We start from the raw sequence: 12,549 nt of genomic DNA on the forward strand, positions 1-12,549 counted from the left end.
CGATGGGCGCTCAGCTTCGCGTTTACAAGCGCCGCATCCAAGCCGTCACCGCGACCAAGAAGATCACCAAGGCGATGGAGATGATCGCCGCCTCGCGCATCGTCAAGGCGCAGCGCAAGGTGGCGGCGTCGATGCCGTACGCGACCGAGCTCACCCGTGCGGTGACCGCGGTGGCGACCGGCTCGAACACCAACCATCCGCTCACCACCGAGGCCGAGGCTCCGGCCCGGGCGGCGGTCCTGCTCCTCACGAGCGACCGCGGTCTGGCCGGCGGCTACTCCTCCAACGCCATCAAGGCGGCGGAGCGGCTGCGGGAGCGGCTGGCGGCCGAGGGCAAGGAGGTCGACACGTACATCGTCGGCCGCAAGGGCGTCGCGTACTACGGCTTCCGTGAGCGCAAGGTCTCGGAGTCGTGGACCGGCTTCACCGACAGCCCCGAGTACTCGGATGCCAAGAAGATCGCCGAGCCCCTCATCGAGTCCATCCAGAAGGACACGGCCGAGGGCGGCGTCGACGAGCTGCACATCGTCTTCACGGAATTCGTGTCGATGATGACGCAGAACGCGGTCGACGGCCGGATGCTGCCGCTCTCGCTCGACGAGGTCGCGGAGGAGAACACCGGTAAGGGCGAGATCCTTCCGCTGTTCGACTTCGAGCCGTCGGCGGAGGACGTCCTCGACGCCCTTCTGCCGCGCTACGTCGAGAGCCGTATCTACAACGCACTGCTGCAGGCCGCCGCTTCCGAGCACGCCGCCCGCCGCCGTGCGATGAAGTCGGCGACCGACAACGCCGGGGATCTGATCAAGAGCCTCTCCCGGCTTGCCAACGCGGCCCGCCAGGCCGAAATCACCCAGGAAATCAGCGAGATCGTCGGCGGTGCAGGTGCGCTGGCCGACGCGTCCGCGGGGAGTGACAAGTAATGACGACGACAGTTGAGACGGCCGCTGCCACGGGCCGCGTCGCCCGGGTCATCGGCCCGGTCGTCGACGTGGAGTTCCCCGTCGACGCGATGCCGGAGATCTACAACGCCCTGCACATCGACGTCGACGACCCGGCCGAGGCCGGCGCTCGTAAGACGCTGACCCTGGAAGTCGCCCAGCACCTGGGTGACGGCATGGTCCGCGCGATCTCGATGCAGCCCACCGACGGTGTGGTCCGCCAGGCCCCGGTCACCAACACGGGCGAGGGCATCACCGTCCCCGTCGGTGACATCACCAAGGGCAAGGTGTTCAACACCCTCGGTCAGATCCTGAACGAGCCGGAGGCCGAGGCGCAGATCACCGAGCGCTGGCCGATCCACCGCAAGGCCCCGGCCTTCGACCAGCTCGAGTCCAAGACCGAGATGTTCGAGACCGGCCTGAAGGTCGTCGACCTGCTGACCCCGTACGTCAAGGGCGGCAAGATCGGTCTGTTCGGTGGTGCGGGCGTCGGCAAGACGGTCCTCATCCAGGAAATGATCATGCGTGTGGCGAAGCTGCACGACGGTGTGTCGGTGTTCGCCGGTGTCGGCGAGCGCACCCGTGAGGGCAACGACCTCATCGACGAGATGACCGACTCGGGCGTCCTGGAGAAGACCGCGCTGGTCTTCGGCCAGATGGACGAGCCGCCGGGCACCCGTCTGCGGGTCGCGCTGTCCGCCCTGACCATGGCGGAGTACTTCCGCGATGTGCAGAAGCAGGACGTGCTGCTCTTCATCGACAACATCTTCCGCTTCACGCAGGCCGGTTCCGAGGTCTCCACGCTGCTCGGCCGCATGCCGTCCGCAGTGGGTTACCAGCCGACCCTGGCCGACGAGATGGGTGTGCTCCAGGAGCGCATCACCTCGACGCGTGGTCACTCGATCACCTCGATGCAGGCGATCTACGTCCCCGCGGACGACCTGACCGACCCGGCCCCGGCCACCACGTTCGCCCACCTCGACGCGACGACGGTTCTCTCCCGTCCGATCTCCGAGAAGGGCATCTACCCGGCCGTGGACCCGCTGGACTCCACGTCCCGCATCCTGGACCCGCGCTACATCGCGCAGGACCACTACGACACGGCCAGCCGCGTCAAGGGGATCCTGCAGAAGTACAAGGACCTCCAGGACATCATCGCGATCCTCGGTATCGACGAGCTGGGCGAGGAGGACAAGCTCGTTGTCCACCGTGCCCGTCGCGTCGAGCGCTTCCTGTCGCAGAACACCCACGCCGCAAAGCAGTTCACCGGCCTGGACGGTTCGGACGTGCCGCTCGACGAGTCGATCGCCGCGTTCAACGCGATCTGTGACGGGGAGTACGACCACTTCCCCGAGCAGGCGTTCTTCATGTGCGGTGGCATCGAGGACCTCAAGGCCAACGCCAAGGAGCTCGGCGTCTCCTGAGCCTCCGGCTCACCGAGGGGGGTGGGTGTGTCCCGCCCCCCTCACCACGCCCCGTAGAATTGAACCGACACCCGGCACGACCGCCGGGTGGTGACCCGAGGAGCCACCCTTGGCTGCTGAGCTGCATGTCGAGCTGGTCGCCGCGGACCGCAGTGTCTGGTCCGGCGAGGCCACCCTCGTTGTCGCACGTACCACGTCCGGCGACATCGGCGTCATGCCCGGTCACCAGCCGCTCCTGGGTGTGCTGGAATCGGGCCCCGTGACGATCCGTACGAGCGACGGCGCGACTGTTGTCGCCGCTGTGCACGGCGGTTTCATCTCGTTCGCGGACAACAAGCTCTCGCTGCTGGCGGAGATCGCCGAGCTTGCTGACGAGATCGACGTCCAGCGCGCCGAGCGTGCGCTGGAGCGCGCGAAGTCGGACACGGACGCCGGTGCTGAGCGCCGCGCGGACGTGCGACTGCGTGCGGTGGCGGCGCACTGAGCGTCCCCACGAGGAGTTTTTGACTCAGCCGCGGCCCGAGCTGGAGAGATCCAGACCGTGTCGCGGCTGAGGCGATGCAGGTGCAGTCCGGTTCGGCCGGTTTCGGTATCCGTTACTCGACGATGCGAGGAGGTCGGTGGAGATGGTCCTCGCTCTGTGGGTTGGCGGTCTGGTCGTCGTACTGGTCGCGGTGGGTCTGTTCGTCTTCGGCCTCCGCAGGCGGCTGATCCAGCGCTCCGGCGGAACCTTCGACTGCAGCCTGCGCTGGGACGTGTCCGAGGAGCCGGATCCCTCCGGCAAGGGCTGGGTGTACGGGGTCGCCCGCTACAGCGGTGACCGTGTCGACTGGTTCCGGGTCTTCTCCTACTCGCCCCGCCCGCGCCGCGGCCTGGAGCGCTCCGCCATCGAGGTGGTCGCGCGCCGGCTGCCCGAGGGCGAGGAGGAGCTGGCGCTCCTGTCCGACTCCGTCGTGCTCGGCTGTCTCCACCGGGGGACGCGCCTGGAGCTGGCGATGAGCGAGGACGCCCTGACCGGCTTCCTGGCCTGGCTGGAGGCGGCACCGCCCGGCCAGAGGGTGAACGTCGCCTGACACGTGAGCATGCGAAAACCGGGGAGACAGGGGGCGGACCTGTCTCCCCGGCGCTTTTTCGGGGTGCGACTGCCTCGTAGGGGTTAGTTGAGGCCGTTGTCCATCGCGCTCACCAGCTCACCGTTCGCGGTGTCGCCGCTGAACTCCCAGAAGAACGCTCCGCCCAGCCCCTGGCTGTTCGCCCAGGCCATCTTGGACGTGATCGTCGCCGGGGTGTCGTAGCTCCACCAGTTGGTGCCGCAGTGGGCGTACGCGGTGCCGGCGATCGTGCCGGTGGCCGGGCAGCTGTTCTTGAGGACCTTGTAGTCCTCGATGCCGGCCTCGTAGGTTCCCGGGGCCGCCCCGGTCGCCGTTCCGCCGGGTGCCGCCTGGGTGACGCCGGTCCAACCGCGTCCGTAGAAGCCGATGCCGAGCAGCAGCTTCTTCGCCGGGACGCCCTTCGCCTTCAGTTTGGCGATGGCGGCGGTGGAGTTGAAGCCCTCCTGCGGGATGCCGCTGTACGAGTTCAGCGGGGAGTGCGGGGCGGTCGGGCCCTTGGCCTCCCAGGCGCCGAAGAAGTCGTACGTCATGACGTTGTACCAGTCGAAGTACGCCGCGGCGCCCGCGTAGTCGGCGGCGTCGATCTTGCCGCCCGCCGAGCCGTCCGCGGTGATCGCGGCGGTGACCAGGTTGTTCGTGCCGAACTTCGTGCGCAGCGCCGAGGAGAGGTTCTTCAGCGCGGCGGGCCCGCTGGTGTCACAGGTGAGACCGCAGGCGTTGGGGTACTCCCAGTCGATGTCGATGCCGTCGAAGACATCGGCCCAGCGGGGGTCCTCGACCAGGTCGTAGCAGGACTGGGCGAACGCGGCCGGGTTCTGCGCCGCGGCACCGAAGCCGCCGGACCAGGTCCAGCCGCCGAAGGACCAGATGACCTTGATGTTCGGGTACTTCGCCTTGAGCTTGCGCAGCTGGTTGAAGTTGCCGCGCAGCGGCTGGTCCCAGGTGTCGGCGACGCCGTCGACCGACTGGTCGGCGGTGTAGGCCTTGTCGTAGTCGGCGTAGGCGTCACCGATGGTGCACTTGCCGCCCTGGACGTTGCCGAACGCGTAGTTGATGTGCGTGATCTTCTCGGCGGAGCCGGAGGTCACGAGGTTCTTGACGTGGTAGTTGCGCCCGTAGACGCCCCACTCGGTGAAGTAGCCGAGGTTGACCTTGCCGCCGGGGCCGGGGCCCGGGTCCGTGGTGCCGGTGGTGCGGACGGCGACCGAGGCGCTGACCGGGCCGGTCTGGTCGGCGGTGTCACGGGCCTGCACGGTGTACGAGTAGTCCGTGCCCTTGGTGAGGCCGGTGTCGGTGTACGTCGTCGTGGTCACCGTGGCGACCTTGGCGCCGTCGCGCAGGACGTCGTAGTTCTTGACGCCCTTGTCGTCGGTGGCGGCGCCCCAGCTGAGCTTCGCCGAGGTGTCGGTGATGCTGCTCGCGGTGGGGGTGCCGGGCTTGGACGGGGCGTTGTCGCCGGGGACGCTGCCGCCGTCGCAGGAGGCCCCGTTCAGCTTGCAGCCGGTGGGGGAGCCGGCGCCGGTGCCGTTGAAGCCGAAGCTGATGCTGGCGCCCGGGGCGACGGTGCCGTTCCAGCCGAGGTTCTTGGCGGTCCAGTGGGTTCCGGAGCTCGTGACGGAGGCGTCCCAGGCGGAACCGACCGCGGTGCCGGAGGGGAAGTCCCACTCGATCGTCCAGGAGGAGAGCGCGGTGGTGCCGGTGTTCTTGACCGTCCACTGGCCCTCGAAGCCGGTGCCCCAGTCGGACTTCTTGACGTACGTGGCGGTCGCGGAGGTGGCGGCCTCGGCGGGAGAGGCCAGGCCGACCATCGCGGCGAGGGGAAGCAGGAGCGCGGTGAGGGCCGCGACCGTCCTCGACCTGGTGGAGGCTGTGCGTCTCCATCTGAGACGGGTGAGGCGTACGGGGTTGTCAGTGCTCAACGGTGCTCCTCGGGTGAGGTCCGGCAATCGGGATGGTCCGTCAAACCCTGCGTCGCCCTGAGCCCGCTTTGTCATGGCGTACTCACCGCAGTGTGTGTTCGGTGAGATTAGGAAGGTCTGGACCAATCGTCAAGAGGTCCAGACCAAAGATCCGCGCCAGTGGTCAGAGACCCAACTCCTGTGCGAGTACCGCCGCTTGCACCCTGCTCCTCAGCTCCAGCTTGCCCAGCAACCTGCTGACGTGCGTCTTCACCGTCGCTTCCGCCATCTGGAGCCGCCCCGCGATCTCCGCGTTCGACAGCCCCTCCCCGAGACAGCCCAGCACCTCCCGCTCCCGGCGCGTCAGCGGGGCGAGCACCTCGCGGCCCGGCCCGTCCGCCCTGCGGGAGGCGGGGGCCCCGGCGAACTCCGCGATCAGCCGCCGGGTGACCGCCGGGGCGATCAGGCCCTCCCCGCGCGCCACCGTGCGCACCGCTTCGATCAGGTCCTTCGCGTCGGTGTTCTTCAGCAGGAAGCCCGACGCGCCGGCGCGCAGCGCACCGAAGACGTACTCGTCCAGGTCGAAGGTGGTCAGCACCAGCACGTCCGCCAGCCGCTCACCCACGACCTGCCGCGTCGCGGACACCCCGTCGAGCCGGGGCATCTGCAGATCCATCAGCACCACATCCGGCCGGAGTTCACGGGTCAGGCGCACGGCCTCCTCCCCGTCGGCCGCCTCGCCCGCCACCTCGATGTCCGGAGCGCTGCCGAGGATGAGCACCAGCCCCGCACGCACCGCCGACTGGTCCTCCGCGACCAGCACCCGGATCGTCATGAGCGGTACGTCCTTTCCTCGACGGGCAGTTCGGCCCGCACCAGCCAGATCTTCGCGCCGTCACCCCGGGGTTCCGGCCCCGCCTCGACACTCCCGCCCAACAGCGCCACCCGTTCCCGCATCCCCACCAGACCGGCCCCCGAACCGGGTGCGCGCGGTCCCGGCCGATCGCCCAGCACGCTGCTCACCTCGACCGTCAACACCTCGCGTGAACGCTCCAGACGGACCGTCACCGGACCGGGCGCCGCATGCTTCAGCGCGTTCGTCAGTGACTCCTGCACGATGCGGTAAGCCGCGAGCTCCACCGGGGCGGGCAGCGGTCCGGACTCCTCGCGGGTGTCGTCCAGGGTCACGATGAGCCCGCTGGACGCGGAGTTCGCGCCCGCCTGCCCCACGAGGACGTCCAGGGAGGCGAGGGTCGGGGCCGCACTCGGCGGCCCGGCCCCGCCGCTCTCCCTCAGCAGGCCGATCAGGCGCCGCATCTCGGCCAGCCCGTCGACGCTGTTCTGCCGGATCACCCCGAGGGCCTCGCGGGAGGTGCCCGGATCGTCGATGGAGAGCGCGGCGGTGGAGTGGATGGCGATCGCGGAGAGATGGTTGGCGACCATGTCGTGCAGCTCGCGGGCCATCCGGGAACGCTCGGCGGTCACCGCCTGGACGCGGTCCATCTCCGCCAGCAGCGCGGTCTGGTCGGCGCGCAGCCGGGCAGCCTCCGCGGCGTCCCGGTGGTTGCGCACGGCTGCGCCGGTGAGGGCGGGGCCGAAGGAGACCATGCCGACGACGATCCCGATGAGTACGGCGTCCGCCGACGGGGCCCAGGCGATGAAGCCGACCGTCGTGGCGACCGTGACGAGCAGCGTGATCACCGGAATGCGGCGCGAGGCGGCGGGCGTGGAGTACAGCACCGCCGCGTACACGAGGTCCGTGAACAGCAGCAGGGTCGCGAGGCTCCCCACGGTGAACTGGTCGGCCACCAGCGCGAGGGTGCCGACCGCCAGAGCGGTGAGCGGGGCGCTGCGTCGTAACAGTTCGAGGGCCGCCATCACCACGAGCGGCAGCAGGGACACCCAGGGGGCGTCGAAGAGCCTGCCGCTCTGGATGTGGACGCCGATCAGCCACAGGATCACACCGCCGGACAGCCCGGCGACCGCGAGCAGGACGTCGTCGCGATGCGGGCGCGCAAGGGAGAGCACCCCCTCATCCAACACGGCGCCGGCCCGCACCACGTCCGTACGCGGGGGGAGGCGCGGGTACATCGAAGGATGCAGTCACGTTTCGTCACTGCTGACGACGATCCGGCGCCGTACGGAAGGGAGTCTGGAGGGGACGGAAGGGGAAGTGCCGTGATCGTCACACTGATCGTGCTCTGCGAGGTCGGATTCTGGGTGCTGCTGGCCGCCGGACTCGCGCTGCGGTACCTCGCGAAGAAACCCCGGCTGGGCGCGGCGGTGCTGCTGTGTGAACCCCTGCTGGAGGTCGTCCTGCTGGTGGTGACGGCCATGGACCTGAAGAACGGCGCCGAGCCGGACTGGAAGCACGGCCTGGCCGCCGTCTACATCGGCTTCACGGTGGGGCTCGGCCACTCCACCATCAAGTGGGTCGACGCCAGGGTCGCCCACCGCTTCGCGGGCGGCCCGCCGCCGGTGAAGCCCCCGAAGTACGGGATGGCGCGGGCTGCCCACGAGTGGCGCACCGCCGCCCGCTGGATCGTGGCCGCGGGGACCGCCATGGCCCTGCTCCAGGCGGCGATCTGGTACGTCGGCGGGGACGGCGACACCGGCTCGCTGCAGATGTGGCAGCAGAAGATGCTCTGGGTGATCGGGATCAACCTGATCATCGCCGTGGGCTACACCGTCGCCCCGAAGCAGGAGCCGAAGGACCGGGTCGGGGCGGACCGCTGATCAGCGCTCGCCGCCCGGCACCCACAACACGTCGCCGACCTCCTTGTTCGCCGTCCTGGCGAGGATGAACAGGAGGTCGGAGAGGCGGTTCAGATACGTCGCGGTCAGCGCGTTCATCACGTCCCCGTGCACCTCCAGCGCGGCCCAGGTGGAGCGCTCCGCCCGCCGGACGACCGTGCAGGCCTGGTGCAGCAGCGCCGCCCCCGGGGTCCCGCCCGGGAGGATGAAGCTGCGGAGCTTCTCCAGCTCCTCCAGGAAGGTGTCGCAGTCCGCCTCCAGCTTGTCGACGTAGGACTGCTCCACCCGCAGCGGCGGGTACTGCGGGTCCTGCACCACGGGCGTGGACAGGTCCGCGCCCACGTCGAACAGGTCGTTCTGCACGCGGACGAGGACCTTCACGACGTCCTCGGAGAGATTCCCGAGCGCGACGGCCGTACCGATGACGGCGTTGGCCTCGTTGGCGTCGGCGTAGGCCGAGATCCGCAGATCGGTCTTGGCGGTCCGGCTCATGTCGCCGAGGGCGGTGGTGCCCTTGTCGCCGGTACGGGTGTAGATGCGCGTCAGATTGACCATGGGGTCAGCGTAGTTACGCTCCGGCCCTGCGGAAGACACGCGTGCCGACCGTCACAGCCAGAAGGGCGAACGCGAACGCCACCAGCACCCCGTACAGCATGTGCGCCGTGGCGTACGAGCCGACGTACGCGTCCCGTACCGCGTCCACCAGGTAGCGGAACGGCGTGAAGTGCGACAGGACGTCCAGCCAGGTGGGGCCGAGCGTCATCGGCAGCATCAGGCCGGAGAGCAGCATGGCCGGCATGGTCAGCGAGTTGATCACCGGCCCGAACTCCTGCGGCGTACGCACCTTCATGGCCAGGGCGTACGACAGCGAGGCGAGCGAGACGGTCAGCAGGCCCACGAAGGCGAAGCCGACGATCACCCCGGGCAGCGGCGCGCGCAGCCCCATCACCAGCGCGGCGAGCACCAGCAGCACGGCCTGGAACATGAACAGCAGGGCATCCCGCAGGACCCGCCCGAGCAGGAGGGCCAGCCTGCTGACGGGGGTCACGCGCATGCGCTCGACGACACCCGTCGACTTCTCGATGATGATCGAGAAACCGGCGAACGAGGCGCCGAAGAGGCCCAGTTGGAGCAGCAGTCCGGGCACCAGGACCTGCCAGGAGTCACCGGCGGAGCCGAGCGGGAGACCCGTGAGGAGCGGGCCGAAGAAGAACAGGTAGAGCAGCGGCATCAGGATCCCGAAGAAGATCTGGAACCGGGAGCGCAGGGTCTGCCGGACGTACCGGCCGAAGATCAGTGACGTGTCGTGGAGAAGCATGGGGCGTCCTGTACGGAGATGGGGGCGGCCTCGGCGGCGGCAGGGGCCCGCCCGGTGATCGCGAGGAAGGTCTCGTGGAGCGAGGCGTCGGGCGAGCCGGCGTGCTCGGTCTTCAGCGCGGCCGGCGCACCCTCGGCGACGACCAGGCCGCCGTCGATGACGACCAGCCGGTCGGCGAGGGCGTCGGCCTCGTCGAGGTAGTGGGTGGTGAGGACCACCGTCGTGCCGAAGTCGTCCCGCAGGCCCCGGACCAGGTCCCACAGATCCTCCCGGCTGCCCGGGTCGAGCCCGGTCGTCGGCTCGTCGAGGAAGAGCACGGCGGGGCGGTGGGTGAGGCCCATCGCGATGTCGAGGCGGCGGCGCTGGCCGCCGGAGAGCGCGGCCGTCCTGCGGTCGAGCAGGTCGCCGAGGCCGAGGCGGGCCGCCAGCGCGTCCGTGCGCGCGATGGCGTCGGCCTTGCTCAGCCGGTACAGCCGCCCCTGGGTGACCAGCTCCTCCCGCACGGTGACGTGCGGGTCCACCCCGCCGGACTGGGCGACGTAACCGCACTTCTCGCGGACCCCCGCCGGGTCCGCCGTCAGGTCGCGGCCGGCGACCGTGGCCGCGCCGCCGGTGGGGGTGAGCAGCGTGGTGAGCATCCGCAGGGTGGTGGTCTTGCCCGCGCCGTTGGGGCCGAGGAGGCCGACGATCTCGCCGGGCATGACGGTCAGGTCGACCGAGCGCACGGCGTGGACCGGTCCCGCCTTGGTCGTGAAGGTCCGGGCCAGCCCGGACGTGCTGATGATTGGCATAGCGACCACAAAAACAGAGTGACTTAAAAATTGCAATCCCTCCAAAATTTCAGGGACACCATGTGCTCCGTAGAATGGATCCATGGCTGAGGGACTGAGGGAGCGGAAGAAGCGCCGGACGAGGCAGCACCTCTCGGACGTGGCCACCTGGCTCTTCGTGGAGCGGGGCTTCGACGCGGTCACGATCGCCGAGATCGCCCAGGCCGCCGACGTCTCGGTGAACACGGTCTACAACTACTTCCCTGCCAAGGAGGACCTCTTCCTGGACCGCGGCAGCGGCATGGTCGACCGGCTCCCGCGCTTCGTCAGGGGCCGCGACCAGGGGGAATCGGCAGCCGAGGCCGTCCTGCGCGAACTGCGGATCCTGGTGGAGGGCGTCTCGCCGACGGTCGGCCTCATGGACGGCTACGCGCGCTTCATGCGGGTCATCGAGGGCGCCGACACCCTCAAGGCCCGGCTCTGGCACATCGGTCAGGAGGCCCAGCTCCGCCTGGAGGGGACCATGCGGGAGGAGTCCGGGGTGGATGCCGACGACCCGGTCCCGGATCTGGTGGCCGGTCAGCTCTCCTGGGTGCACAGCACGCTCATGGCGTACATCGGCCGCGAGATGGTCGCGGGCCGCAAGCCGGAGGAGGTCTCGCGCGACGCCCTCGGCCTGCTCGACGACATGGAGGAGCTCCTCGGCGACAAGGTGCTCAACTACGCGCGGCGCGCCGCCGCGTGACACCGGCCGGTGTGATGTCCGTCATGTGAGACGTGACGCGCATCTCTTCGGGGCCTCACGGCCCCTCACGGGTACTAATCTCCGCCGGAGAGCATGCGAACAACTGAGAAGCATTGGGGTGCGAAACGTGGCCAGGAAGCTCGCCGTCATCGGCGCCGGACTCATGGGGTCCGGTATCGCGCAGGTCTCCGCCCAGGCGGGCTGGGACGTCGTGCTGCGGGATGTCACGGACGAGGCCCTGGCGCGCGGGCGCGGCGGCATCGAGGCCAGTTACGGCAAGTTCGTCGCCAAGGGCAAGCTGGACGCGGCCGACGCCGAGGCCGCGCTCGCCCGGATCACGACGACCACCGACCTCGACGCCGTGGCGGACGCCGACGTCGTCGTCGAGGCCGTCTTCGAGAAGCTCGAGGTCAAGCACGAGATCTTCCGTACGCTCGACAAGGTCGTACGGGAGGACGCCGTCCTCGCCTCCAACACCTCCGCCATCCCGATCACCAAGATCGCGGCCGTGACGGAGCGCCCGGAGCGGGTCGTCGGTGTGCACTTCTTCTCGCCGGTCCCGATGATGCAGCTCTGCGAGCTGGTGCGCGGCTACAAGACCAGCGACGAAACGCTGGCCACCGCGCGGGAGTTCGCCGAGTCCGTGGGCAAGACCTGCATCGTCGTCAACCGCGACGTCGCGGGCTTCGTCACCACCCGGCTGATCTCGGCGCTGGTCGTCGAGGCGGCCAAGCTCTACGAGTCGGGCGTGGCCTCGGCCGAGGACATCGACACCGCGTGCAAGCTGGGCTTCGGCCACGCCATGGGCCCGCTCGCCACGGCCGACATGACCGGAGTGGACATCCTCCTGCACGCGACCGGCAACATCTACACCGAGTCCCAGGACGAGAAGTTCGCCGCTCCGGAACTGATGCGCCGGATGGTCGACGCAGGTGACATCGGGCGCAAGAGCGGGCAAGGCTTCTACACCTACTGATCACGACCGGGTCCCCGGCTGCCTGATGCGCCGTCAGTCAGAGCCGGGGATCCGGGATCCGGCGCCGTCCGGCGCGCGGATCCAGCGGGTACCGCCGGACCTGCTTCACCCCTCGGGGTGAATTCGGTATCGGTTCGCTTACAGACGGCAACTTCCCTGTCGCTGCGGCAGTCAGTTGTGGCAGAGGCAGAAAGAGAAAACCAGACAGACCGACCATGCTGCGGAGAGTTCCGGGGAGCGCATATGCACATCAGGGGCGACCACGCCGAGCTGGTCGTCGGGGGCCGCCTCGACGTCCGAAGCGCGGCGGACGCCCGTACGGTTCTGCACTCGGCCGTCGACGACGGAGCCGGCGACCTCGTGCTGAACCTGACCGAGCTGGACTCGTGGGACGCCACCGGACTCGGCGTCATCATGGGCGCGCACCGCAGAGCCGGCCGGGCCGGCCGGCGACTCGTACTGCGCGGTGTGCCGCCGCAGATGCAGCGTCTGCTGGTGGCGACGAGGCTGCACAGGATCCTGGCCATCGAGGGCGGGCTCGCCGCGGACTCCCTGCCACGCGTCTGAGGGATCCGCGGGGCCCCGCCGGCCGCGCCGCCCGGGAGCGGCGATAC

Annotated in this window: 14 protein-coding genes; 8 read left to right on the plus strand and 6 right to left on the minus strand. The window is 69.5% G+C overall.

The features are described 5' to 3' along the window. Positions 1-2 precede the first annotated feature (2 nt). The 4 genes from ACIQM3_RS05420 (at position 3) to ACIQM3_RS05435 (ending at position 3,435) form a co-directional block, all read left to right on the plus strand. Entirely contained in the window at positions 3-920 is a 918-nt protein-coding gene (locus ACIQM3_RS05420) for a F0F1 ATP synthase subunit gamma (protein WP_401619051.1), read from the plus strand. Next, a complete protein-coding gene (gene atpD / locus ACIQM3_RS05425; RefSeq protein ID WP_401514260.1) occupies positions 920-2,362 on the plus strand; it encodes a F0F1 ATP synthase subunit beta in 1,443 nt (480 codons plus the stop codon). The genes ACIQM3_RS05420 and atpD overlap by 1 nt, the downstream gene beginning before the upstream one ends. Positions 2,363-2,471: 109 nt before the next feature. After that, positions 2,472-2,846: a F0F1 ATP synthase subunit epsilon gene (locus ACIQM3_RS05430; RefSeq protein WP_359472776.1), complete on the plus strand. Its 375-nt coding sequence runs from the start codon at positions 2,472-2,474 to the stop codon at positions 2,844-2,846. 142 nt (positions 2,847-2,988) lie between these two features. Then, positions 2,989-3,435, plus strand: coding sequence for a DUF2550 domain-containing protein (locus ACIQM3_RS05435; protein ID WP_014154045.1), 447 nt, complete (start codon positions 2,989-2,991; stop codon positions 3,433-3,435). Between the two features lie 83 nt (positions 3,436-3,518). Here ACIQM3_RS05435 and ACIQM3_RS05440 read toward each other — a convergent pair whose 3' ends face one another. The 3 genes from ACIQM3_RS05440 to ACIQM3_RS05450 all read right to left on the minus strand — a co-directional run bounded on the left by ACIQM3_RS05440 (position 3,519) and on the right by ACIQM3_RS05450 (position 7,400). Then, a complete protein-coding gene (locus ACIQM3_RS05440; RefSeq protein WP_401619055.1) occupies positions 3,519-5,393 on the minus strand; it encodes a glycosyl hydrolase family 18 protein in 1,875 nt (624 codons plus the stop codon). 163 nt (positions 5,394-5,556) lie between these two features. Beyond that, on the minus strand, positions 5,557-6,207 hold the full coding sequence (locus tag ACIQM3_RS05445; protein ID WP_401619058.1) for a response regulator: 651 nt from the start codon (positions 6,205-6,207) through the stop codon (positions 5,557-5,559). Further along, on the minus strand, positions 6,204-7,400 hold the full coding sequence (locus ACIQM3_RS05450) for a sensor histidine kinase (protein WP_401620008.1): 1,197 nt from the start codon (positions 7,398-7,400) through the stop codon (positions 6,204-6,206). Before ACIQM3_RS05450 ends, ACIQM3_RS05445 begins: the two co-directional genes overlap by 4 nt. A gap of 150 nt (positions 7,401-7,550) precedes the next feature. Here ACIQM3_RS05450 and ACIQM3_RS05455 point away from each other — a divergent pair, with 150 nt between their 5' ends. Then, the gene (locus ACIQM3_RS05455; RefSeq protein WP_401619061.1) at positions 7,551-8,108 is read left to right on the plus strand and encodes a hypothetical protein; all 558 of its coding nucleotides are present in this window, start codon (positions 7,551-7,553) and stop codon (positions 8,106-8,108) included. On the opposite strand, the gene ACIQM3_RS05460 is transcribed toward ACIQM3_RS05455, so the two are convergent. From ACIQM3_RS05460 to ACIQM3_RS05470, 3 genes are read right to left on the minus strand one after another with little or no spacing between them, the layout of a single operon-like run. Then, entirely contained in the window at positions 8,109-8,681 is a 573-nt protein-coding gene (locus ACIQM3_RS05460) for a cob(I)yrinic acid a,c-diamide adenosyltransferase (protein WP_401619063.1), read from the minus strand. 13 nt (positions 8,682-8,694) lie between these two features. Beyond that, positions 8,695-9,444: an ABC transporter permease gene (locus ACIQM3_RS05465; RefSeq protein WP_401619066.1), complete on the minus strand. Its 750-nt coding sequence runs from the start codon at positions 9,442-9,444 to the stop codon at positions 8,695-8,697. Then, complete coding sequence (locus tag ACIQM3_RS05470; RefSeq protein ID WP_401619069.1) at positions 9,420-10,235, minus strand: ABC transporter ATP-binding protein; 816 nt, start codon at positions 10,233-10,235, stop codon at positions 9,420-9,422. The genes ACIQM3_RS05465 and ACIQM3_RS05470 overlap by 25 nt, the downstream gene beginning before the upstream one ends. A gap of 82 nt (positions 10,236-10,317) precedes the next feature. Here ACIQM3_RS05470 and ACIQM3_RS05475 point away from each other — a divergent pair, with 82 nt between their 5' ends. The 3 genes from ACIQM3_RS05475 (at position 10,318) to ACIQM3_RS05485 (ending at position 12,502) form a co-directional block, all read left to right on the plus strand. Further along, positions 10,318-10,959, plus strand: coding sequence for a TetR/AcrR family transcriptional regulator (locus ACIQM3_RS05475; protein ID WP_401619072.1), 642 nt, complete (start codon positions 10,318-10,320; stop codon positions 10,957-10,959). 127 nt (positions 10,960-11,086) lie between these two features. Continuing rightward, positions 11,087-11,935 (plus strand): 3-hydroxyacyl-CoA dehydrogenase family protein, encoded by an 849-nt coding sequence (locus ACIQM3_RS05480; RefSeq protein WP_104791876.1) that lies wholly within the window; start codon positions 11,087-11,089, stop codon positions 11,933-11,935. 243 nt (positions 11,936-12,178) lie between these two features. Beyond that, positions 12,179-12,502 carry an STAS domain-containing protein gene (locus ACIQM3_RS05485; protein WP_014154038.1) on the plus strand — a complete coding sequence of 108 codons (324 nt, stop codon included), beginning with the start codon at positions 12,179-12,181 and terminating at the stop codon, positions 12,500-12,502. Positions 12,503-12,549 lie beyond the last annotated feature (47 nt).

Source organism: Streptomyces sp. NPDC091271 (genome assembly GCF_044757505.1).
Classification (GTDB): domain Bacteria; phylum Actinomycetota; class Actinomycetes; order Streptomycetales; family Streptomycetaceae; genus Streptomyces.

Coding starts and splice junctions, on each gene's coding strand:
- atpD (WP_401514260.1), top strand. CDS start 920: ATGACGACGACAGTTGAGACGGCCGCTGCCACGGGCCGCGTCGCCCGG.
- ACIQM3_RS05435 (WP_014154045.1), top strand. CDS start 2,989: ATGGTCCTCGCTCTGTGGGTTGGCGGTCTGGTCGTCGTACTGGTCGCG.
- ACIQM3_RS05485 (WP_014154038.1), top strand. CDS start 12,179: ATGCACATCAGGGGCGACCACGCCGAGCTGGTCGTCGGGGGCCGCCTC.
- ACIQM3_RS05470 (WP_401619069.1), bottom strand. CDS start 10,235: ATGCCAATCATCAGCACGTCCGGGCTGGCCCGGACCTTCACGACCAAG.
- ACIQM3_RS05465 (WP_401619066.1), bottom strand. CDS start 9,444: ATGCTTCTCCACGACACGTCACTGATCTTCGGCCGGTACGTCCGGCAG.
- ACIQM3_RS05445 (WP_401619058.1), bottom strand. CDS start 6,207: ATGACGATCCGGGTGCTGGTCGCGGAGGACCAGTCGGCGGTGCGTGCG.
- ACIQM3_RS05475 (WP_401619072.1), top strand. CDS start 10,318: ATGGCTGAGGGACTGAGGGAGCGGAAGAAGCGCCGGACGAGGCAGCAC.
- ACIQM3_RS05460 (WP_401619063.1), bottom strand. CDS start 8,681: ATGGTCAATCTGACGCGCATCTACACCCGTACCGGCGACAAGGGCACC.
- ACIQM3_RS05420 (WP_401619051.1), top strand. CDS start 3: ATGGGCGCTCAGCTTCGCGTTTACAAGCGCCGCATCCAAGCCGTCACC.